This is a genomic window from uncultured Jannaschia sp. (assembly GCF_947494055.1).
Taxonomy (GTDB): Bacteria; Pseudomonadota; Alphaproteobacteria; order Rhodobacterales; family Rhodobacteraceae; genus Jannaschia.
On record NZ_CANLTR010000030.1, the window covers coordinates 1 to 21,440 of the forward strand.

Annotated in this window: 22 protein-coding genes and 5 pseudogenes; 8 read left to right on the forward strand and 19 right to left on the reverse strand. The window is 62.8% G+C overall.

The annotated features are described in order from the left end of the window. The first annotated feature begins 246 nt into the window (after positions 1 to 246). Positions 247 to 1,764, forward strand: coding sequence for a Fic family protein (locus Q1A87_RS17295; RefSeq protein WP_299654103.1), 1,518 nt, complete (start codon positions 247 to 249; stop codon positions 1,762 to 1,764). A gap of 254 nt (positions 1,765 to 2,018) precedes the next feature. On the opposite strand, the gene Q1A87_RS17300 is transcribed toward Q1A87_RS17295, so the two are convergent. The 15 genes from Q1A87_RS17300 to Q1A87_RS17370 all read right to left on the reverse strand — a co-directional run bounded on the left by Q1A87_RS17300 (position 2,019) and on the right by Q1A87_RS17370 (position 12,621). After that, positions 2,019 to 2,276 carry a hypothetical protein gene (locus Q1A87_RS17300; protein ID WP_299654106.1) on the reverse strand — a complete coding sequence of 86 codons (258 nt, stop codon included), beginning with the start codon at positions 2,274 to 2,276 and terminating at the stop codon, positions 2,019 to 2,021. Positions 2,277 to 2,419: 143 nt separating this feature from the next. Continuing rightward, positions 2,420 to 2,725 carry a hypothetical protein gene (locus Q1A87_RS17305; protein ID WP_299654109.1) on the reverse strand — a complete coding sequence of 102 codons (306 nt, stop codon included), beginning with the start codon at positions 2,723 to 2,725 and terminating at the stop codon, positions 2,420 to 2,422. Positions 2,726 to 2,825: 100 nt separating this feature from the next. Continuing rightward, entirely contained in the window at positions 2,826 to 3,071 is a 246-nt protein-coding gene (locus Q1A87_RS17310) for a hypothetical protein (RefSeq protein WP_299654112.1), read from the reverse strand. Between the two features lie 4 nt (positions 3,072 to 3,075). Beyond that, complete coding sequence (locus Q1A87_RS17315) at positions 3,076 to 3,297, reverse strand: hypothetical protein (RefSeq protein WP_299654115.1); 222 nt, start codon at positions 3,295 to 3,297, stop codon at positions 3,076 to 3,078. Positions 3,298 to 3,402: 105 nt separating this feature from the next. Next, positions 3,403 to 4,389 carry a hypothetical protein gene (locus tag Q1A87_RS17320; RefSeq protein WP_299654118.1) on the reverse strand — a complete coding sequence of 329 codons (987 nt, stop codon included), beginning with the start codon at positions 4,387 to 4,389 and terminating at the stop codon, positions 3,403 to 3,405. A gap of 319 nt (positions 4,390 to 4,708) precedes the next feature. Beyond that, entirely contained in the window at positions 4,709 to 4,975 is a 267-nt protein-coding gene (locus Q1A87_RS17325; protein WP_299654121.1) for a hypothetical protein, read from the reverse strand. A gap of 306 nt (positions 4,976 to 5,281) precedes the next feature. After that, positions 5,282 to 5,521 carry a hypothetical protein gene (locus tag Q1A87_RS17330; RefSeq protein WP_299654124.1) on the reverse strand — a complete coding sequence of 80 codons (240 nt, stop codon included), beginning with the start codon at positions 5,519 to 5,521 and terminating at the stop codon, positions 5,282 to 5,284. A gap of 967 nt (positions 5,522 to 6,488) precedes the next feature. Beyond that, the gene (locus Q1A87_RS17335) at positions 6,489 to 6,671 is read right to left on the reverse strand and encodes a hypothetical protein (RefSeq protein WP_299654127.1); all 183 of its coding nucleotides are present in this window, start codon (positions 6,669 to 6,671) and stop codon (positions 6,489 to 6,491) included. A gap of 117 nt (positions 6,672 to 6,788) precedes the next feature. Beyond that, the gene (locus tag Q1A87_RS17340) at positions 6,789 to 7,436 is read right to left on the reverse strand and encodes a hypothetical protein (RefSeq protein ID WP_299654129.1); all 648 of its coding nucleotides are present in this window, start codon (positions 7,434 to 7,436) and stop codon (positions 6,789 to 6,791) included. Between the two features lie 153 nt (positions 7,437 to 7,589). Continuing rightward, positions 7,590 to 7,808 (reverse strand): hypothetical protein, encoded by a 219-nt coding sequence (locus Q1A87_RS17345; protein WP_299654132.1) that lies wholly within the window; start codon positions 7,806 to 7,808, stop codon positions 7,590 to 7,592. Positions 7,809 to 7,812: 4 nt separating this feature from the next. Beyond that, positions 7,813 to 9,768, reverse strand: coding sequence for a hypothetical protein (locus tag Q1A87_RS17350; RefSeq protein WP_299654134.1), 1,956 nt, complete (start codon positions 9,766 to 9,768; stop codon positions 7,813 to 7,815). A 106-nt stretch (positions 9,769 to 9,874) separates the two neighbouring features. Next, on the reverse strand, positions 9,875 to 10,255 hold the full coding sequence (locus Q1A87_RS17355; RefSeq protein ID WP_299654136.1) for a hypothetical protein: 381 nt from the start codon (positions 10,253 to 10,255) through the stop codon (positions 9,875 to 9,877). Positions 10,256 to 10,351: 96 nt separating this feature from the next. Next, on the reverse strand, positions 10,352 to 10,714 hold the full coding sequence (locus Q1A87_RS17360; RefSeq protein WP_299654138.1) for a hypothetical protein: 363 nt from the start codon (positions 10,712 to 10,714) through the stop codon (positions 10,352 to 10,354). A gap of 137 nt (positions 10,715 to 10,851) precedes the next feature. Continuing rightward, positions 10,852 to 12,150, reverse strand: a complete 1,299-nt coding sequence (locus Q1A87_RS17365; protein ID WP_299654140.1) for a hypothetical protein — start codon at positions 12,148 to 12,150, stop codon at positions 10,852 to 10,854. 255 nt (positions 12,151 to 12,405) lie between these two features. Beyond that, a complete protein-coding gene (locus tag Q1A87_RS17370; RefSeq protein WP_299654142.1) occupies positions 12,406 to 12,621 on the reverse strand; it encodes a hypothetical protein in 216 nt (71 codons plus the stop codon). A gap of 5 nt (positions 12,622 to 12,626) precedes the next feature. Between Q1A87_RS17370 and Q1A87_RS17375 the strand changes: the two are divergent. Beyond that, a pseudogene (locus Q1A87_RS17375) lies at positions 12,627 to 12,791 on the forward strand (transposase); the annotation flags it as partial. 234 nt (positions 12,792 to 13,025) lie between these two features. On the opposite strand, the gene Q1A87_RS17380 reads toward Q1A87_RS17375, so the two are convergent. Next, positions 13,026 to 13,835, reverse strand: coding sequence for a hypothetical protein (locus Q1A87_RS17380; protein WP_299654144.1), 810 nt, complete (start codon positions 13,833 to 13,835; stop codon positions 13,026 to 13,028). A 365-nt stretch (positions 13,836 to 14,200) separates the two neighbouring features. Between Q1A87_RS17380 and Q1A87_RS17385 the strand changes: the two genes are divergently transcribed. The 4 genes from Q1A87_RS17385 to Q1A87_RS17400 all read left to right on the forward strand — a co-directional run bounded on the left by Q1A87_RS17385 (position 14,201) and on the right by Q1A87_RS17400 (position 18,045). After that, complete coding sequence (locus tag Q1A87_RS17385; protein ID WP_299654147.1) at positions 14,201 to 14,812, forward strand: hypothetical protein; 612 nt, start codon at positions 14,201 to 14,203, stop codon at positions 14,810 to 14,812. Positions 14,813 to 15,081: 269 nt separating this feature from the next. Next, positions 15,082 to 16,527, forward strand: a complete 1,446-nt coding sequence (gene istA, locus Q1A87_RS17390) for an IS21 family transposase (RefSeq protein ID WP_299654200.1) — start codon at positions 15,082 to 15,084, stop codon at positions 16,525 to 16,527. Next, a complete protein-coding gene (gene istB / locus Q1A87_RS17395; protein WP_299654149.1) occupies positions 16,524 to 17,288 on the forward strand; it encodes an IS21-like element helper ATPase IstB in 765 nt (254 codons plus the stop codon). The genes istA and istB overlap by 4 nt, the downstream gene beginning before the upstream one ends. 400 nt (positions 17,289 to 17,688) lie before the next feature. Beyond that, a complete protein-coding gene (locus Q1A87_RS17400; RefSeq protein WP_299654152.1) occupies positions 17,689 to 18,045 on the forward strand; it encodes a hypothetical protein in 357 nt (118 codons plus the stop codon). 221 nt (positions 18,046 to 18,266) lie between these two features. On the opposite strand, the pseudogene Q1A87_RS17405 reads toward Q1A87_RS17400, so the two are convergent. Beyond that, positions 18,267 to 18,433: pseudogene (locus Q1A87_RS17405) on the reverse strand (IS5/IS1182 family transposase); the annotation flags it as partial. Positions 18,434 to 18,525: 92 nt separating this feature from the next. On the opposite strand from Q1A87_RS17405, the pseudogene Q1A87_RS17410 reads away from it, so the two are divergent. Continuing rightward, positions 18,526 to 19,763 (forward strand): annotated as a pseudogene (locus Q1A87_RS17410) (IS256 family transposase). A gap of 120 nt (positions 19,764 to 19,883) precedes the next feature. Continuing rightward, positions 19,884 to 20,036: pseudogene (locus Q1A87_RS17415) on the forward strand (IS256 family transposase); the annotation flags it as partial. Here the strand turns inward: Q1A87_RS17415 and Q1A87_RS17420 are convergent. Both Q1A87_RS17420 and htpX read right to left on the reverse strand, forming a co-directional pair. After that, positions 20,037 to 20,240, reverse strand: a pseudogene (locus tag Q1A87_RS17420) (transposase). A gap of 164 nt (positions 20,241 to 20,404) precedes the next feature. After that, positions 20,405 to 21,328: a zinc metalloprotease HtpX gene (gene htpX / locus Q1A87_RS17425; protein WP_299654155.1), complete on the reverse strand. Its 924-nt coding sequence runs from the start codon at positions 21,326 to 21,328 to the stop codon at positions 20,405 to 20,407. Positions 21,329 to 21,440: the final 112 nt, after the last annotated feature.

Below are 21,440 nucleotides of genomic sequence, written 5' to 3' on the forward strand. Positions count from 1 at the left end.
CGCACTCCCCATCTTGAGATGGGTAGATCTCGCAATCAGGCCGATGCCCGACAACGTGGGCCGCAGCCACCGCTTACGTTCCGGGCGGCTCGCTGCGAGCATTCTCGGTACTTACTTGAGTTTGGCTTAAGAAATATACTTGAACTTGGACTGTAATATTTACTTCACAATGGACGACGCCATTTACTTGCGGTTGGACATATCTATATACTTATACTTGGACGCATACGACGAACTGGGACGGTTATGGCAGACAAACGGGAGATCTTGGCCGGCGCCTTGGAAGCCCTGCACACCTTGCAGAAGCAAGGACATCTTGTGGTTCGCAGCGGCGAAATCGACCCGGTGCGGATCAAGGCACTAAGGAAGGCTGGCTATCTTCAGCCCATCATGAAGGGCTGGTATCACCTGTCGGACCCCAGTTCGCGTCCCGGTGACACGACGCCGTGGACGATGAGCTACTGGTCATTTGTCCAGAGATACTGCGAGCATCGCTTTGGTAGCGACTGGGTTCTCAGTCCTGAAATTTGCCTCGATCTGCATACTGGATCGCAGGTGCCGGCTACCCAGGTGATCGTGCATGCCCCTAAAGGAGGCAACAATGCCGTCGAACTCCCTGGCAAGCGGTCGCTCTTTGATCTGAGGGTCAGGGAGCTTCCTGAGCAGGATCGGAGGACGCAGCTACCGAACGGGCTGAGGGTCTACACTCCGGAGGCCACGCTGATCCATATGGCAGAGAATTGCTATCATACGCAGGCTATGTCAGTTGCAGCGCTAATAGGCAGCTACCGAAATGTCGATGCCCTGTTGCGCGCGGTGGTTGGCGGGGCGCACAGGCGCCCGGGTAACCGCCTGGTTGGCGCGTTCAAGCACTTGGGGATGGACGACCACTCCAAGCGCCTGGCCGATGGCATGCGCCGCGCAGATATGGATCTGAGGAATGAAAACCCCTTTACTGGGGAAGGCATTGCTGTTGTTGCTGGCGCGGCCCCGATCTCGAACATGTTGCGAGCAATATGGCAGAGGGATCGACAGGCGATCATTGACCTGCTACCGGCCCTGGGAGGGCCTGTGGATGTCGACGAGGTGCTTTGGCAGATCGACGATGTCTACACTCATGATGCCTGGAACTCGCTCTCGATCGAAGGCTATAGGGTCTCCGAAGAGCTGATCGAGAAGATTCGCAGCGGAACCTGGGACCCTGAGGCCGACAAGTCGGACGCCACCTCTCGTGATGCCATGGCCGCGAAGGGCTACTGGAATGTTTTCCAGTCTGCCCGCGAGGTGGTGAAAACATCCATCGAGCGAGGTGAGCCGGTCTCGGTGCGCGACAATCTAAGCGATTGGTATCAAGATCTCTTCGAGCCGTCGATCGACGCGGGCATTCTAACGCGAGGCCAACTGATCGGATATCGCAATCACCCGGTATTCATTCGCACAGCCAATCATGTGCCTCCGGCGTGCGAAAAGCTCATGGATGCGATGGAGACCTACTTCGATCTCCTTGACGAGGAGGAGCACCCCGGAGTGCGTGCGGTGCTTGGTCACTGGCTTTTGGGCTACATCCACCCTTATCCGGACGGAAACGGGCGCCTCGCTCGCTTCGTGATGAACGCTGTGCTCGCGAGCTCGGGTTATCCATGGGCTGTGATCCGGCTCGATCAGCGGAAGCGCTATATGCAGGCTCTCGATGCCGCGAGCTTTGGAGGAGACATCACTCCCTTCGCGAAGCTGATTAGCGAGCATCTTGGCAATGAGCCCTAACAGATTGCGCGGATTTTTCGCGCCAGCACGCTCCGAGCCGTGCTTCAGAACGCAAAATAGTCACCCAAAGAGGGACGCCATCAACATTTACCGTCAGGGGCTGGGCGCCAGCCCCCGGGCGTTCCGGCGGCAGCCGGCCGCGTGTCCCGGGCGCCCCGGCATTCGCACCGGGGATCGTCTCCGGCCGACCGGGATGGGGTCAGGGATCAGCCGAAGAACATTCAGAATTCAGCGCCAGGGACTGGCGTCGTCCGTCAGTTCTGCCCCGAGAGCGCGGCGCTGTTGGCGTCCGCCTGGCCCTGTCGGGCGCAGTTCCGGACGATGCCGATCGCGGTGTCGGCGCGAAGCTCTTCGGGTATCTCGAACCTGACGCGCTTGCCCTCTATTTGAGTGTTGAGGTATGTCGTCGTGTCGCTGAGCGAGAAATTGGCGACATGGTGGAAATTGTGGGATTTGCCCTCCCCGTCTCCGGACAGGAACAGAATTCCGGCGATAACGGTGCAGGTGAGCATCGGTAGGATCCTTTCGACAAGTGGCGTCCGCCAGTCTGGTCGGTGACGGGCTGCCAGGCAAGCCTCGAGCCTCGACACGGCCGGACGCCCCCGTCGTTGCGGCCCCGGTCGTCACGACGGTCGCCCCCGTCGGGCGTCACGGGTCAGTCGTCGCTGGGCAGGATGGTGATCGAGCGAACCGTCGCCCGGGGCACGCTGAACTCGGTTTCCGCGTCGGACAGGTTGCCCTCGATGAGGGTCTCCGGATCGAAGTCGAGTTCCAGGAGGAGATTCGCGTCGTGGCACGCGTAATGCGTCTCGACATAGCTTCGCTGGAGGCTCATCCAGATTCCCTGGCCGGGCATCTCGAGAACGGCTCCGGGGACGAGGTCGAACGTGAGCCGGCTGTCGGCACCGGAGGCGATGCGGCCCGTCGCCGGGTCGGCCCGCATAATTTTCCAGGCGATCATGGAAGGACGCCCTCGTCGGGCCGTTCGATCGGCGCGATCCCGGTCTCGGCATCCTCCGGGATGCGGTCCATGTCCGCCGCGTGCGAAAACTGCTCTCGCATCAGCGTGCGCATTGCTGTCCCTCGTTTTGCCAACTCTCGTTTTTCCGTCTCTCGTCTCCGGGCACGCCTGTCTGTCTTTCGCGGGCCCGCGCATCGCGCGTTTCCCAGATGCCGTAGCCCTTTCCGAAGAGCGCGCCGGCGCCGAAGGTCACGACCGCCATATCGCCTCCGGGGAGAAAGAGGCCTGCGAAGACGAGTGCGAGGCCGCCGACTCCTCCGAGGATCATGTAGGATTTGCGGCTCATCGACTCACATCTCGTCGCAATGGGATCGGATCGACGAGAGCAGGTGCCCGTCATCTTCGGGCAGAACCAGCCAGCCCGCTTCCATCGTCTCCGAATGGGACTTCCAGGCGCAATGCGCGTCGCGGAGCGAGATCCGGTAGCCGAGACCTTCCAGGCGATCCACGATCTCCTGCGCGTCGCGGAACTGGCGCATCTCTTCGGTCTCTCGATAGACAATCATCGTCATGGGGGCATCCTTCCAGGATTATCGCCCCTGACGGTCGAAGCAGGATGTGAGGCTTGGTCAGTCCTGTGCTTCGAGATCGACGACCTCGATCATGCATGGGCCGTGCTATTTGCGGATATGGTCGGGTGTGTCCGGGTGCCCCAGGAGATGAGCCGTATCCGTATGGGTTCGGGCGATCGCGGAAGCGGGCAGGACGAAATCGTTGTTCGGGTCCGACCCGTCGGCGACATCGACGGCATGATCGTCGACCCATGCCTGCGGATGAAAGCGCAGCTTCAGCAACGCGCCCGCCTGGGGCAGGATCTCGAGCTTTTCGGGATCTTGGAAGCACAGCATGCAGTGGCAATAGAACGCCCGTGCGTCCGGCACGACCACGGGGGCGGACGCACGCCCGTGCCGTCCGGGATCCATGAAGATCGCGGGCGCGTCGCGCGCGATACCCGCATGGTCGAAGACATCCGCCGCCTTGCGGCGGGCGTCTGGCTCGAGGACGCGGTGCAGGGCGTCTGCGTAGTGATCCACGACCTCTTCGACCAGCCCCTGGCGTCCGACCTCCGCCAGCAGGCGGCCGAGGTGGCCATGCGTATCCTGCATGACGATGTCACGCGCGGCGGTGTGGATCACGTTTTCGTCGAGCTCGACATGCGTGAGCAGGCGTTCCTCCAGCAACGCGGTGACGGTGGCGTCGCCGTCGGCGACGAGGCCCAACGCATCGTGGACGATGTCCTGAACGCTTAACACTTCGCCCACGTCACCGTGGATCGTCTCGGAGTTCGGCGCGGTGCTCGAGGGCGCGGTCGAGGGCGCAACCGGGGGCGCAATCGGGGGCGCAATCGGGGGCGCAATCGGACCGGACGCGAGACCGGGCAGCTCGATGCCGGGCTGCACGCGGAGCCCGTTCGGCGCATTCGTAATGTGGCCCCAGTCATGGCCGGGGCCGGACACGGCGCAGGCGATGGCGTTGAGGATCGCGTTCTTGGAGAGGCGGCCGGCCCGGGCCGTCTCGAGGATCCGGTCGGCCGCGTCCGAGATGCGGTCGGCGCGCAGCGCCAGGAGAGGGGCGGGAGCGCCGGATTTGGTCTTGCGAGACATGGTTGTGATCCTTGTTCGAAGATCCCTCGACCCGTTCGTGACGGTGTCGGTGGCCATGTGGCGTCGTCTGGACCCGTCGGGCGCGCCTCGGCCCGGGATCGGGATACGAGGATGCTGTCTTCGATCGATACGGAGCCTTGGGGGCTCCGTGGTCCGCGCACCGATCCAATCGGGTCCGGAGGGCTGCGCGCGAGTGCGTCCGCAGATCGCGGAAGCCCCATCCAGTCTCGAGCCTCGGGGGTCCGACGAACAGGGCACACTCACCCGGAAGTGTGCCCTGTCCGGGCGGCCCGGACCATAGCAAAAGGCGCGGCCTCTCCTATCGCGTGGCGGATGCGGCCGACGCTTTCGAGCGCCGCTTCGACGCGCGATGCGTCCGGTAGGCCTCTACGCCGACGCCGAAGGCCAGGATGAGATTGATGCCGCCCGTGACCAGGACCAGAATGGTCACCACGTCGTCATAGCGGTTGTCGAGCATGCGGGCCTGCACGAAATAGACGAAGAGCAGGATGTTGAAGACGGCCAGCGCCGCGGAAGCCAGGATTTCGGTCAGGCTCCGTCCGTCGGTTCGGGATCGCGTTGTCATCGGGTGTCCTGTCGTGACGTGAATGCAGAATGGTCGTTGAATCTCCGGCCGGCAAGACGCCGATCCGCTTCGGGCCTGCCGTCAGGTTCGGCGATCTTCCTCGCGGGCCGCTTCCCAGGCATCCTCGGTAGCAGTAGCTTCCCGCGGGAACGAGGCTCTCGTCGCCGCCGGACGCGGCGAAGCGGGCATCGGCGGCGGCAGGGCTCGAATCGTATTCGGTCATGGCGTGTCTCCAGCAGGTTTCGGTCGTCCTAAGGGTCGGGGCGTGGCTTCGGCCACCCTGGTCGGGATGCGTCTGCGGCGCCGTCAGGCCGCCAGGCGCAGGTCCGATCCGACGCGGATCGTGCAGTCGAAGAACCCGTAGACCACGTGCCAGGGACCCTGGCTGCCGGCACGGTAATCCTCGGCGATCCGGCTGGCATCGGCCGGGGAGACGTAGAGGTGCTTCCTGGCGGCCGCGATGGCCTCCTCGATCGTGAAGGGACCCTCCTCGACCTTATTGAGGGGGCGGATGTAGAGCGGGGCGTCGTTCGGGGCGGTCATCATCTGGGTCTCCGGGTCAATGGATGAGGCAGGGGCTCGGCCCCGTGTGAAGAATGGCGGGGTGAAGAATGGACGGAGGTACATCCGCGCGCCGCACGGAAGGGCCGTGCCGAGCGGGATCGCCGACAGGAGCGCGTCGGGAAGGGCGCGTGCGCGCCCCGGGCGAGGATGTCGATCATGCGGTCCCTCCCTTCATCGGGCGTTTGCCTTCCTGTCTGTCTTTCGCGTCCTTGCGCGGCGGGCGGCGGCGAGGTTCAGATCCGGGATATGGGGTCTTCCGACCCCCGGGGCTCTCTCCATGAGAAAGGCGCCGGCTCCGCGCGGAGCCGGCGCCGTGATGCGACCGACCCTCCGGTCGGTCCCTGACAGGGAAAAAGCCTCGCCCGGGATCGGATCACGGGGCTGCCATCGGCGCGGGACGAAACCCTCTTGCCGGCGGGCCGGGTCGGCCCCCTTAGAGGAAGGATCGTACGAGCGTCTCGAACTTGTCGCGTTGCTTCTGGTGGCGTAACGCGCCCTTCTTGACGGATGCGGGACGGGGCGGTCGAGCGACGCCCTTCCTGTCGGCCGCGGCGCAGAGGAGGGCATAGCTCAGAAGGGCATTCTGCCGGAGCGCGGCGGCTGCGGCTTTTCGCGAAGCCCTGCTGGGCGCGGCGGCCGCGGCTTTTCGCGAAGCCTTGCTGGGCGCCGCGGGATCAGGCCGCTGCGGGACGGATGCGGGATCCGGCCTGTCCGGCTTGCGTGACAGGAGGGGGTTGCGCACTTCCTGAGGATCGTAGGACGACCATTGTCCTCCACGGATCGTGGTGCCGCCGCCGAGATACGAGTTCCGGCCCATCGAGATGCCTTCCTGCCTTTCCCGCCCGTTGATTGCTATCACCGGGGCCGCCGGTTGCACAGCCTCCGGGCGGCTTTCATCCCGAGCCTGGCCGAGGCGGAGGCCGGCTCGACGACGCGCGGGCGCCGGCCGTCAGGGAGTCGGTTCGGACCATTGGAGCACGAGCCAGATGTAGAAGACGTTCGTGGCGACGACCGCGACCAGGCAGCACCCGAAGAACAGCAGGAAGTCCCTGTTGGTTTGTCGGATCTGCTTGCGCAGGCTCTCGAGGGCATCCTCGCGCAAGGTGTCGGCGTCGTCGTGGCGATCGGGCATCTGGCTTCCCCCGGCGGTGTCCGAAGGCGTTAACATTCGGCCCGGACGGGGTCACCCGCGGCCCCGGGCCGGGGCGTGCGATCGGCGGCAATGCTCCTGTCCCGGTCGGTCAGCCCTTCAGCATGCCCGGTGAAGATGCTTGTTGGAGACCTGGGTCCCGACGCGTGCGGTGATCCGGCGATGCATTCCGACCTGACGGGGTTTCGGCAGTTTCGCGATCGAGGCGGCGTAGGCGGCGCTGGCCACGGGGCCGATGATACCCTGGCCGACGAGGCTCGCATGCGCGCTTCGGTCGGCTCCGGCGGCGACATAGCCGATCATGCCGCCCCCATCCGAGGTCAGCTGCTGATAGGAGGCTTCATCCGATTTCCGGCAGGGGGTCATCGGCGCACGCCAGGAGACGGCACCGCCGGCGGTGACGGCGAAGCGATCGTGGTGCGGCCCCGTGCAGGCCAGGCTCATCGATGAGAAGAGCCTTTCGATCCGGGCGTCGTGCGAGATGTGGTAGGCCGCCGCGGCACCGGCACGGGCAACGCCGCCCGGCGCCTTGGCGCGGCTCGCGATGACGGGCCCGTCGCCGTGATCGAACAGGAATCCCACCTCGTGGGGCCGCGTCGAGTTGAGCGTGCCGGAAGGGCGGACGAGCAGGGCGACAAGGCCGTGACCGGAGGCGGACCCGAAGAGCGCGTTGAGGGCCTCGCAGGTCATCGGATCGAAGCCCGGGAAGGCGCTGAGCGACAGGGTGATTTCGGGGCGTGCAGGCATGATCGTCTCCTGGGAGTGCTTGGAACCGGGGGTCGGCGGCCCGGCGGGTGTCGTGCATGACATCAGGCGGGACGCGGATCGCCGCGCCGGCCTGTCGGGATTTCGAGGATGACGAGGAGCGTCACGCCCGCAGCTTCGGCGCGACCATCCAGGTCATCGTGTCGATCTTCGCGCTGCGCCGATCGGGGCAGCGTCCGCCAGGACGAAGGCGATGTTCTCGTCCTCGATGAGGACGCCCGGATAGGCGTTGCGGATCGGGCCGGTCATCGCCGCGAAGACGTTCATGTTGCGGGAGAGCGGCTCCGGATCGGCCATAGCCTGCTCGATCCGGGCGAAGCCCTTCAGCATCGCCTGCTCGATATCGGCGATCATCTCGTCAGTCTGCGAAGACGACCAACGGTGCGGGTACGTCCGCGGACACGGCCGCATCGGCACCGGGTTCGTCGGCCAGTGCAACCGCGCGCTCGGCGATGGCGGCCAGGCGCGCCAGTTCCAGCAGCCGCAGGACCGTGCGGTGTCCGGCGAGGAGTTCGTGCCCGTAGGGTGACTCGTCGTGCGAGGCGAGCCGGCTGAAGTAATCGTCCCGAACGCCCTCTTCGAGCGTCTCCTGTAGAGCAAGGGCCACGATGTCGACAAGGTTCGTCGTGTAGGCAGAGTTCGGATCGGCATGGATGCGGGCAGCTCTCGGGAGAGGGACAAAATTGTACCTGCCGCCGGGTATTGTCGCAGCTGCGCGAAGCAATCCGACATGAAGTTCGTTCAGTTCGGATTGACCGATCAACTCGAATTGACGGAGATAGCAGTAGCGATTTTCGTAATGCTCCTCGGATTTGGTATCGCCGACGGTCGAGATCTCCGGGGTCAGCAAGTCGTATTCCTCGACGCACGGGTAGACGAAGCCAGTCATTTCCGGCGGCATCCGATCGAACAATCCATCATTGACAAGAAAGGGGATGCTGGCCTTGACCGCATTCATCCATTCTTCGTCCTCGGGTTCGGACATGGAGGCGACCGCGGACTCGTGCGTGCCGCGCATCAAGTCCCCGAGGTACCGCAGATCGCGCTTGGTATCCGAATATTCTTGCAGGAAATCGCGATTTCCGGAGCTTTGAAACAGCTCGATCATCACGCGATCCCTCGCGTCGTCGAGAGTGCCGGCAAATTCCAGGTTGGTGCTCAGCGACCAGGGAAAACGGAAGTCATCCCGTTCGGTATCTGCAACCAGGCGTTGCCTGACATCCTCTGTCAGGGCCCTGTCGAGATCGTCCATTTCGAGATACCTGAGCCCGAGCCAGGCGAAGCCGATCTCCTCTTTGTCTGACATGCCAGCCGTGACGATTTCCGCCCAGGGCTCGTACGGCAGGACGCCGTAAAGTCTTTCCATCTCGGTCAGAGAGATATCCGAATGCTCGGCGCGCATGTATGCGGTGACGATATCGACATGCCCGGTATCCATCAGGGCGCCGAGGGCGGCCTCGACATTTGCGTATCCCCGATACCAGGAATTCTTCTCTTCCAGAGACGGTTGCAGCGCGAGCTCGATCTCCGCGGTTCCCTCTTCCTCGATGAGGCGCGAGAGAAGCTCCCTGTTGCCGAACCGGACCACGAGGATTGCCGCCCCGGGCGTTCCGTCGCGCAGGAGCCTTTCCAGGCCGGCTTGCGTGCTCCGATTGGGTCCAGCGCTGATGATCGAGATTTCCCGGGCGAGGTCCTGGCGGTCGGGAATGGCGCCGCGGATATCCGAGTTGGCGCGCAAGCCGTCGTGGAAGGCGAAGATTTCCGGGGCAAAGCCAGCCTCGACGACCTCGGAGAAAACCCCTTTGACAGAGATGCCTTCACCCTGGAGTTGGAAATGGAGATCGCCGTCGATGGACCCACCGAGGGCAAGCCTGTCGATGATCTGCCGTGTCAGTCGATCGCTGTCCGACGCGTCGTCTCCGGACGTGGTCGCGTAGTTCTCGATCGCGACGCCCAGGCATTCGATGTCGCGAGCGGCGACGCATCCGGGAAGATTCAGCCCGAGCATGGCGCGGTCGACCGCTTCGTAGACCGAGTCGAGGCGGAAATCTCCGACCGAGCCGCCCGTGATGGCGAGCAGACCGAGCTCCGTGTCGGGATGCTCTTCGATCAGTCGGTCGATGGTGTCACGGGCAAGGATGCGGATGCGGGCCGTATCGGCATCGACGGGGAGCCTGTCGGCCATCTTGCTCAGTTTGACCACGCCGGCCACCTGGCGCCGGGCGGTGTCTTCGTCTCCGGCAGTCGCGGGCGATGAGAACGCAGCGGACGTCAGGGCCGCCAGGAAAATCCCCCGTATTGTCGTATGTATCATGCTCGATCCTCCATGGGCGGCCCTTATCATCACGGCATCCGGAAATCCGTCGCGGGATGATTAAAAAGTCAGATATTCTCGCCATTCGGACGTTCCCGAACGCGTTTCAGGCCTCGGTATGCGCCTGCAACTTCGGCGCGATTATCCAGGTCATCGTGTCGATCTTCGCGCTGCGCCGATCGGGGCAGCGCCGCACGAGGCCGGCGATCGCGCCGGTCAGCCCGTCGATATCCGCCGGCCGGCCGCTCTTGTGGGCGTCCGCCAGGGCGAAGGCGATGTTCTCGTCCTCGATGAGAACACCCGGATAGGTGTCGCGGATCGCGCCGGTCATCGCCGCGATGGCCGCGAAGACGTTCATGTTGCGGGAGAGCGGCTCCGGATCGGCGATGGCCTGCTCGATCCGGTCGAAGCTCTTCAGCATCGCCTGCTCGATATCGGCGATCATCTCGTCCTGGGGGGAAGGCTTCTTGCGGAACAGTCCGAACATGCCTGGTATCCTCCTGCTTGAAAATTTCCTTGCCGGACCTGCCGCGGGGATCGGGAGGTCGCGGCCCGGCCGCAATATCCTGCGGCCGGCGTGCCGTCACCAGACGGCCCAGATGAAGCGCTTTCCGTCGCGACATTTGGGGAAGGTGATGTTGTCCCAGTCGCCGTCCCTCCTGCCTCGCGCGAGAGCGACCCGCGTCCGGGTGCGGGCGTCGCGCACGCAGAGCTTGCGGAACGTGGCCTTGGCCGAGCCCTGCGAGGAAAAGCCGTCGCGGTTGCGGTGCGTCCAGTCCCGCAGGCGCCGGTCGCGGATCTTGCGCGCCACGTCGGGCTCGAGCGCGTCGCGCGAGTATCCGGCGGCCGTCCGGACGAAGACGTGCAGCGTGTTCGAGGTCTCGATATAGCCCTCGAAGCACCCGTGTTGGGTATCGAGGGCGTGCTTTCGATGGGTCTTGCCCATGTCGGTCTCCTTGCAGTTGGTGAACTACAAGGCGTCGAAAACGGGCCCTTCGATGTAATCGTGGTGCATGTCCGGTCCTCTCGGGGTGATCGGAATATAGGGTCGCGCCCGGTCGGGCGCGAAGATGTCAGCCTGGATCAGGCGATGCGGGACAGAACACCTTCGGCATGGTCCTTGAGCAGAGCGCGGACCTGCGCGGTCAGCGAGGATGTGAAGGTGTCAGGCGCATTGTCCGAACTCACGTATCCGGCAAGAATCTCGACATAGCCTGCCGCTATCTCCCACATTCGGCCGGTGACGGCGCCGCTGTCGAGATCTGCCTGCACCGCGGCGGCATTGTCCTCGATGTAGCCGCAGATCGCCTCGGGCTTGGCGTTCGCGCGAAGGACGCTCGCCATGAGTTCGACCCGGGGCGGATCCTCGACGACGGACCGGGCGGCCGTCGAGGCGGCACTGATCTCGCCTGCCTTGGCCCATGCTCTGGGGGTCGGGAGGATCAAAGGTTCCGCTTCGAGGACCACGGAGCGTCCTGGCGAGCCGTTGCCGCCGGCTGCGTGCATCGGCCCGGCGCGCATTCCTTCACTTTCCTCGAAGATCGGCATTCCGTAGAGCAACGACGGATCGACATCGCGGGATACGGGAATGTCGACGGTGTTGATTCCCTCTTCCGCGGCCGCCTTGGCGATCACGCTGGACTTGGTCTCTTCGGTCGCGACGGCGACATTGATGTGAACGGCGCGGTCGCGGAGTCCGGAGGTGTCGACCTTGGCCAACATCCGGTTCAGCTTCTCGCCATCATACGTGCGAATGATGATCTGCCCCTGGTAGGAGCCTGACAGCAGGGGAAGGAACCGCGCGAGGTCGTCGAGGCTCAGACGCTCGAGGCCCGACAGGAAAAGGATGGAGGTCGGCGACATGGGCAGGAGGTAATCGTGCACGGCCTCGCGGTTTGCCGCGATGGCGAAGTCGATCTCCTTGATCGGGTCGTAGCCGTGAAGATAGGATGCGGCGAAGGCCTCGTGGCGAATGCTGCATCCGGCGGGCGCGGAGATGATGGTGACCTGGGAGCGGCCCTTCATTCCCAGGATGGCGTCCATGAGACCCCGAAATTCCGATATGTCGATCGCGCTTTCCGCGACGCCCTTCGAGGACTGCACCGATCCACCAACGAATTCGTCGAGGAAGGGTGTGGACGCCGTCTCGCTTTCACGGCGGGCGATCTCGTAGTCGCCCGCGAGCGGGGTCGCGACGAAAGGCGCGTCCTGGCCGATCAGGAAGCCCCAGTTGTGCCTGGCGCCGGCAATGCGCGCGGCGGCGCGGTTCAGACAGGCCGACTTCTTCGAGGCCGGCGCGCCGGCAATTTCGAGGGCGTCGCCGATGATGCGCGACAGCATGTCGGTGTCGATGAGGAGCGGAGTCGGATTGGCATTGGCCATGGGAGGTCCTTTCGGGATCGCGCGCTCTTGGACTGTGGCCCTCGGCCCGGACACGCCGATCAGGAAAAGATCTCGGACGGTTCGCGGGGTATATGGTCTGGCCGTGGTCCCATCGGGCCCGGAGCACGGCTCGAGAAGGTCTGTTATCCGCGCAAACCCACATCGAGGTGGTGCATTTGGCTTCTCGCACAGGGAAGATAAGCCGCAATGCATCCAGGTCGTCAATGAATGACGTCCTCCAGGGGGAGGTGATCCTCAGCAGGTTCCCTGGGCTTGCTCGCCCTCCAGCAGGCCGAGCCACCGGCGAAAGAAGTTGAGATCGAAGAGGCTGTCGACGCCGCCTGGGTGCTCGCAGTCGAAGTGTCGGCCGCGATACAGGATCCAGCAATGGTTGGGTTCATTCACCACGATGGCGTCATGCCGTTCTCGGTCCGGCTCCGGGATGTCGACAGCGAACAGGCGGGCGAGCATATTCCAGTCCCACCGGGTCGCGCCTGATCCGGCGCGACTTTGCCGGCTATGTCTCGAAGTTCTACTGGAAACCGGTCTTCTGGTCGCGCAGCTACTGCGTGATCTCCTGCGGCGGCGCGCCGCTCGAGATCGTCCGGCAATATGTCGAAAACCAGGAGAAGCCGGCCTGACGTCCGGCAGGCGGCCTTCACCACCCACCAAATGATCAGGAGATCATTCTGGAAGGAGCACTGGCCGCCTTATTGGTAGAGGGAAACGCCACGATCGGACCAGAGGGGTGCGACCTCGCAGATGATCGTGCCGAGCTCTTCGGGTGTCGCAATTCCCGCCTGGGCGGGCGCAGTGGTGCTCGTCATGTCTGACTGTCTGATTGGGGCATCACACGCCCGCCCTACCAAGAAACGCTACGCAGATCGGATGCTATAGTTAGACCGCGACTGGCGAAGCCGGGAAAGTCCGAACAAGCACGCGAGACCGCCCACGAGAAACGGCAGCCCGGCCGGCAGAGGGACCGGCAAAGGGACCGGCGCCACGGTAGACTGAAGCCCAATGCGGAGGAACGAGTCCGAATTGTAGGACAGGCCCGACACATTTACGAACAGCTCTTCGCCAAAGAAGCTGACGTTCGAATCTGAGATACCAAGGTTGGACACATCCCGGTCGACCTCCGCCCCTGTGATGGTGAGCAGCGCGGCGGAGGAGAACCCGAAGATGTAGGTGTTCTGAAACCAGCTTGCGAAGGAGCCTGAGCCGGCATTGTCGAAATCGATCTCAAGGAAGTCCGCCCCCGCATTGATCGATGTATCGACGGTGAATGAGCCGGGAGGCTTGGGGAAATCCCCAAACAGACTCTCCGCGCTTGGAAATTCGACTTGCGGCTCGATAACGATGGCGCTCGCGGGAAAATCGCCCGTAAATATTTCGCTATTTTCAGTGACTTGATTGACTGATCCGATCCGTAGTTCTGTCCCAATGAGACTGGCTTGCGATGCGGTCGCAGCCACCGCAAGAATAGAGGCGATTGATATGTATTTAAGCATCTTCTTCCTCGTGAAACTGGTTAATACGGAACCGTTGCGGACAGGTGCTTTCGAGTCAAGCTTTATGGTTGCCCAGGTCTGTCGCAAGTGTGCATCATATGTGATCCCGAAGCGAAAAATATGCTCTTGGATCACCGGCCTAAACTGGTTGAATGTTGGCGGCGCGAGGTCCAAAAATGTCCGGAAACAGGACGGCATGGGTCACGAAGAAGGGCGTTGCGAGGGGGAACTCCACAACGATCTGGAAGCCAGTGCCGGTGCTCGACCATATGCGCGTGCGCCTTCAGGGAGATGTTGGAAAGCAGATGCGCCGTTCGAAGGAATACGGAATATCCCTGTCGTGACGCTCTGCTTTTTCTGGTTGATAAGCGGGTATGTAATTGAGAGATGACCTTGGAACATCCGTTGCGGAAGGCAGCTTATTCCGCATAGCCATCCAACACAGTTTGCGGACACCCCATTTACAGCATCTGTTGCAGCGATGAAGATGCTTGTTGCTACATTCAGAACCGAACGATCGTTCAAGAAGGGTGTGCCGAATGGATTGGAGTGACATTCTCAAGGTTGTTGGCGCAATCGGCGGCATTGCATCAATATCGGCAGCAGTTTCTGGTTTTGTTGGAAGAATAGTTATTACTCGTATCGTAGAGTCATACAAATCCAAGTTGAACTTGCAGCTTGAGAAATATAAGAGTGAACTTGCCAGCCTTGCTGACAGGCAGAGGCTCTTGCTGAAACGTCAAGAGCTGATGTTTGAAAAGGAATATGCGGCAGCCTCTGACTTTTTCAGATTCTATTCTGGCGTTGTTCCTGATCCATGGGCTCCAGATCTGGACTGGAGTGATGCACAGGCTGAGATCGCCGGAAACTTTCATAAACATGCATCCGAGTTGAAGAAATTTCTTGCGGTGCACACCGCGTCTATTAGCCAGCCAACCCTAATGACGCTTGAGAGCGCATTCGCCTCGGCAAATGATGGAATTTTCAAGGTTGGCATGGATACGCACGGCGAAGATTACGGCCATGAACTGACACCAAGCCAAGATGTAAGGCAGTCTGTCGATGAGTTTTATAATTTTTTGAAGGCGGCGAACAAGCAAATAAGGGCGGATCTTGAAGGAGGATCTTTCTCTCTAAGAGGCGAAGGCTGAAGGAGCGTGTAGATTGCGCTTTCATCACTCGCATCCTCTGGGCGCCCGTGCTTTAATCACGGATTTTCATGTTAAGTCATGCGCTGATTGTCGCGAAAGCCATCACAAGTGAGAACGGCGGTGAGAAAGTCGGCCACGGTAGCGGCGGGGTGACCCTGCTGCGGGCGGCGTAAAAGTCGTCCACCTTTACCCTTTCTGGCGGCAGGGAGGGCGGGAGGATTCCTACCGTGGACTTGTATCGGAAGGTGCGACTGGCCTGTGCCGAGGGGATGAGCCAGCGAGAGGCGGCCCGGCATTTTAACGTCTCGCGCGACACCGTAGCCAAGATGATGGCGTTCTCGGTTCCCCCTGGATACCGGCGAACGGCTCCTGTGAAGCGGCCGAAGCTGGATGCCTTCACCGGCATCATCGACGGCTGGCTGGAGAACGATCGCGGAGTCCATCGCAAGCAACGGCATACGGCCAAGCGGGTGTTCGAGCGGCTCCGCGATGAGCACGGGTTCACCGGCGGTTACACCATCGTCAAGGATTACATGCGGGAGCGGGAACGGCACGGCCGCGAACTGTTCGTGCCGTTGGCGCATCCGCCCGGCCATGCTCAGGCCGACTTCGGAGAGGCGGCGGTCATCATCGGCGGGGTCGAACAGAAGGCGCATTTCTTCGTCCTGGACCTGCCGCACAGCGATGCCTGTTATGTCTGGGCCTATCCGGCGGCCACTGCCGAGGCCTGGGTCGATGGCCACGTCCACGCCTTTGCGTTCTTCGGCAAGGTGCCCGCGTCGGTCCTCTACGACAACGACCGCTGTCTGGTTGCGAAGATCCTGCCGGACGGGACACGCCAGAGGGCCGCTCTCTTCAGCGGGGTCGTGTCGCATTACCTGTTCCGTGACCGCTATGGTCGCCCTGGAAAAGGGAACGACAAGGGCAACGCGGAGGGCTTGGTCGGCTACTCCCGCCGCAACTTCATGGTGCCGATCCCGCGGTTCGCGACTTGGGACGCGTTCAACGCCTACCTGGAGGAGCAGTGCCTCAAGCGTCAGGCGGACGTGCTCCGTGGCCAGTCCGAGACGATCGGGGAACGCCTCGCGCGGGATCTGGCCGTTATCTCCGAACTCCCGGCGGCGGCGTTCGATGCCTGTGATCAGACCACCGGACGGGTCAGCTCCCAAGCCTTGGTGCGTTACAGGACCAACGATTACTCCGTGCCGGTCGCCTACGGCCACCGCGACGTCTGGATCAGAGGCTATGTCGACGAGGTCGTGCTCGGCTGTGGTGGCGAGGTCATCGCACGCCATCCCCGCTGCTACGACCGCGAGGACATGGTCTTCGATCCGGTGCATTACCTTCCGCTCATCGAGCGTAAGATCAACGCCCTGGACCAGGCGGCGCCCTTGGCCGAGTGGGACCTTCCGCCGGAGTTCGCGACCCTGCGCCGCCTGATGGAAGCGCGGATGATCAAGGCCGGGCGGCGGGAATATGTGCAGGTCTTGCGCCTGCTCGAGACCTTCGACATCGATGATCTCCATGCCGCCGTGAAGAAGGCCCTGCAACTGGGCGCGGTCGGCTTCGATGCCGTCAAACACCTCGTCCTCTGTCAGGTCGAGAGGCGGCCGCCGAGGCTGGACCTCGATGTCTACCCCTACCTGCCGCGCGCAAATGTCGGGACCACGTCGGCGGCCAGCTACATGTCCCTGCTATCGGGGGATGCGGCATGACCGACACCCCGAAGATCCTGCTCGCGGATCATCTGAAGACGCTGAAGCTGCCCACCTTCCTGCGGGAATACGAGAAGCTGGGCCGCCAGTGCGCCGCCGAGGGGCTGGACCATGTCCAGTTCCTGGCGCGCCTCGTCGAACTCGAGCTGATCGACCGTGAGCGGCGGATGGTCGAGCGCCGTATCAAGGCCGCGAAGTTTTCGGCGACCAAGAGCCTCGACAGCTTCGACTTCAAGGCGATCCCCAGGCTGAACAAGATGCAGGTGCTGGAACTCGCCCGCTGCGAATGGATCGAGCGGCGCGAGAACGTCATCGCCTTGGGGCCCAGTGGAACCGGCAAGACCCATGTTGCCCTCGGGCTGGGGCTGGCCGCGTGCCAGAAGGGGCTGCCGGTCAGCTTCATCACTGCCGCCGCGCTGGTCAACGAGCTGATGGAGGCCCGCGACGAACGCCGCCTGCTGCGCCTGCAAAAGCAGTTGGCTGCGGTTAAGCTGCTCATCATCGACGAGCTGGGCTTCGTGCCGCTCTCCAAGACCGGTGCCGAGCTTCTGTTCGAGGTGATCTCGCAGCGCTATGAACGCGGCGCCACGCTGATCACCAGTAACCTGCCATTCGACGAATGGACCGAAACCTTCGGCACCGAGCGTCTGACCGGTGCCCTCCTCGACAGGCTGACCCACCACGTCAACATCCTCGAGATGAACGGCGACAGCTATCGCCTCGGCCAAAGCCGCGCTCGAAAGGCCGAAGTCCCAACCTGATCATCCGTCACAGGATTGGCCCTGCGGGCCAATGCGCCATGGCACGCGCCAGCTATGTGGCAAGAGCGCGCGCCATGGCGCCTGGCGCCCCGCCACTGGCCTGGTTTTGCGCCGCCACGTGGCCGGTTTTTACTCCGCCGTTGACAGATCACCCTTCCTTCCTTTCCGCGGCGTGCTGTCGTTGCTTCGAATTAAAGATTGGCCAGTCGATCGAAAGACGAAGAAATAAAATCTGATCGCCGAGAAGAAATCGCGTTATGAGAGATCTACGCCTGCCCGAAGTAAGTGCAGCCACCCTTTTGACAGATGTACCCCAAAGCCCAATTTTCCTCTGGACATTGCATCTCCGCTTGGGATCGAGGCAGACGCTGGCGAACACCAGCAGCCAGAGAAGAAGGTCATGGTCATGGCGTCAGAGCAGAAGATCGACCTGTTGGAGTTCGCCCGAAACGTGAAAGATGGTCGCGGGACTACTGACGCTGAGTTCATCCGCCAGATGCGTCGCGTTCTTCCGATAGACGACCTAAGAGACATCACACCAGAGGAGGCTGAGTGGCTCTTCATGGCCGTAAGCTGGCTCCACGACTACAGCCTCCTGCTCTGGGAGTTCCACCAGGTCGAGTTGAACAAGGGTCAGGACCCCGGGGCCGTTCCTGCCATCCCAGGCCCCAGCGGACCCGAGATCGAAACTATGCTGACGCGATCCGGCCCCGCGGACTTCTCTCAGCTTGAGGATTACGGTGTTAGTCGAGGCTGATGTGCTGATCCCCCACTCGAACGCTTCCCGTCGTCCGGAGAGCTTCTTCAATCCAACGGGGCTAACGCCCTCCGCTCGAGTAGCGCTTTTGCTACGGCATGTCAGTCTGTTTGGCGCAGCTCGAGGGAGGCCTCCAGGCGCCTCAGCATTTCCAGCTCCTCGTGCGCTGATTGCGCACGCTCCGACATGATATCGAAGACGGGCTCTGTTGCACGGAACGATTAAAGGCCGAGCTTCCCTTTACCCCGAGCGGCTTGGACGACAGGCTCTGTGACGGGGATGCCGAGAGCAGTGAAGCGGTTCAGGATGGCGATGCGGACCTGGAGTTCGGCAGTTGGCGATCAATGTCTCGGGCCATGAGTTTCTGGCCGAGCAATTTCAGGTCGTGTCTCGGAAGTGGTGGAAAATTGAAGGCGACGTAATCTCCGGGTGACCTGAACCCACCCAACCGGCGGTGCCAATCGCCAGGGAGATTACGTCATGATCGAGATTACCGAGAGCGCCATTTTTTCGCTACCGCCTGAGGAGGGGAGCTACGATCCGATCGAGGATCGGCTTCGGGCGAACGTCCGCGCCACCATTGAGGCGATGATCGAGGAGGAGCTGGCCGCCTTTCTCGGCCGCTTTCGCTACGGGCGCGATGGCGACGGGGTTGGTGATACCAAGGGATACCGCCACGGGCACCGCGAGCGGCAACTCACCGGGACCTTCGGCACCGAGACCGTGCGGGAACGCAGTTGGGCGCGGGTCGCCGATGGCCACGGCCAGACCACCGAGTGGCGCTCGAAAGCCCTCCCGCGCTACCGGCGGCCAACGAAGGAGGCCGAGGCGCTGATCGCGGCGGTCTGCCTCGCCGGCACGAATACGCGGCGAGTCAACGCGCGCTGTTCGGGCTGTTCGAGGGCGCCGTGAGCAAGGATGTCGTCAGTCGCGCTTGGCGCAAGGTGAAGGGCGACTGGGACGCCTGGTGCGTCCGCAACCTTGCCGACGAGGACATTATCCGCCTGATCTTGGACGGGACCGTCACCAGGACTTGGTTGGACAGGAAGGCCGCGAACATCTCGGTGTTGGCTGCCATCGGTGTGCGCCGCGACGGTCAGAAGGTGCTGCTCTCGATCCGCAACATGGGCGGCGAGAGCACCGCAGCATGGCGCCAGTTCCTCGACGATCTCGATGCGCGAGGTCTGACGCGGCCGGAGTTCGTGATCGTGGACGGCGCCCCGGGCTTGGAAGCCGCGCTCGTGACCTTGTGGGGCGAGGAGCTGCCGATTCAGCGCTGCACGGTTCACAAGCATCGTAACCTGCTCGCCCATGCGCCCAAGTACCTACATGACGAGCTGACCGAGGACTACCGGGACATGATCTACGCCGAGACGAAAACCGAGGTCGAGAAACACCACCGGGCCTTCCTTCGGAAATGGCGGCTGAAATGCAAGGCGGTGGCCGACAGTTTGGAAGAAGCCGGAGACCTGCTGTTCGCCTTCACGCGGCTCGATCCCTCGCAATGGAAATCGGCCCGGACGACGAACGCGATCGAGCGGCTGAACGAGGAATTCAGGCGCCGCATCAAGACTCAGACAGTCCTACCCGATGCCGAAAACGCGCCCATGCTGTTCTGGGCGCTGCTCGCCTCCGGCCAGATCATCATGCGAAAGATCGATGGATGGGAAACGCTCGACCAACCCATCGCTGCCGAAACCGTTGACCGCGCTGCCTGAAGCAGCCAACCATCATCCGCCCGGAGAACACGCTCGGTAATTCCCCCCACATGCGCGACACCACCCAATTTCATGCAGTTCATTTTGGTCTCGGCGCGGCTTCTGCGGTGATAGCCGCTCCTGAGCCGGAAGTCCGGGCTCGCCATGGCATTCCGGCTGATGATGTCCGCCAAGGCGAAATGGGGAAAGCTCGACAGTCGGAACTGCCTTCCGGAGGTCATCAGCGGGGTTCAGTTCCGCGACGGCGTCCGCCAACTTCAAGCCGCCGCCTGATCACCCGTCACCAACTTTTGCGCATATCTCAGCCTGGTTGGCGGCGTCGCCGTAGACCGACTGGCCGCCACGCTTACCTGACGGTGCCGCGTGCCAAGGCGTCGTCGGATCGAACCAGACGGTCAACGACCCACGCTCACGCAACGACGCGTTGCAAGCAGATCAGTTCAGTGTGCGGTAGCGGTTCGGAACAAGTTTCGACATGCCGTCCAGCTATGTCGCTGGACCCGCAATGTGAATCCTACACAGGATTCGTGTAACAAGGCCGTCCTTCACTCGAGCGATGATGTCGCGCGGCTTCAAATGCCTGTCGTGGCGTTCTGAGAGAGGTTGGACGGTTGGCCTCTCCGCGCGAGCGCGTCGGCAGGTCAGGACCAGGGTCCAGTCTTTCTATCGCCGCGGACCTTAGGTATTCGACTTGCGGACACGGGTGTGCGCGAGGCCGGAGACGCCTGTGTACCTTGCAGCGTCATCGTGCGCAGCGCGGCCACACGGTTCTCCGTCGCTGGGTGCGTCGCGAATAGGCGGTCGCGCTTGTGGGCATGCAGTGGATTGATGATGAACATATGGGCCGTCGCAGGATTACGTTCAGCCGCATCGTTGTCGATCCTCGCAGCTCCCGTGGCGATCTTTTCGAGAGCGGAGGCCAGCCAAAGGGGCTCGCCGCAGATCTCGGCGCCGGCCTTATCGGCGGCATATTCGCGGGTCCGGCTGATCGCCATCTGGACCAGGGCAGCCGCCATGGGCGCGAGGAACATCATCGCGAGGGTTCCAAAGAGCCCCATCCGCTCCCGCGCCCCGCCGAAGAAGAACGCGAAATTGGCCAGCATCGAGATCGCGCCGGCGAATGTTGCGGTGACGGTCATGATTGCGGTGTCGTGGTTACGGATATGCGCCAGCTCGTGAGCGATCACGCCGGCCAGTTCCTCGCGCGTGAGGCTGCGCACGAGACCGGAGGTCACCGCCACGGCAGCGTTTACGGGATTGCGCCCCGTGGCAAAGGCATTGGGCTGCGGCGTGTCGATGAGATAGACCTTGGGCTCGGGCAGGCCCGCGTTGCGCGCGAGCTCGGCCGTCATCGTGTGCAGACCCAGGCGGTCGCCGCGGGTCACCGGCTGGGCGTTGTGCATCCGCAGAACCATGCGGTCGGAGTTCCACCAGGTGAAGACGTTCATCCCGGCCGCGACGACAAGCGCCACCACCGCACCGGCGGCGCCTCCGATGAGATACCCCACGCCCGTGAAGAGAGCGGTCATTGAGGCCATCAGCATCGCTGTCTTCACATAGCCCATTCTCGTCTCCTGGACGCCGGATTAGGAGGTGTTCGAAATATGGGACGGGGTACGCCCGGCGCAAGATGATCGTGCCGGGCGGTGATCCATCTCGTCGAGCAACGCTGTCAGA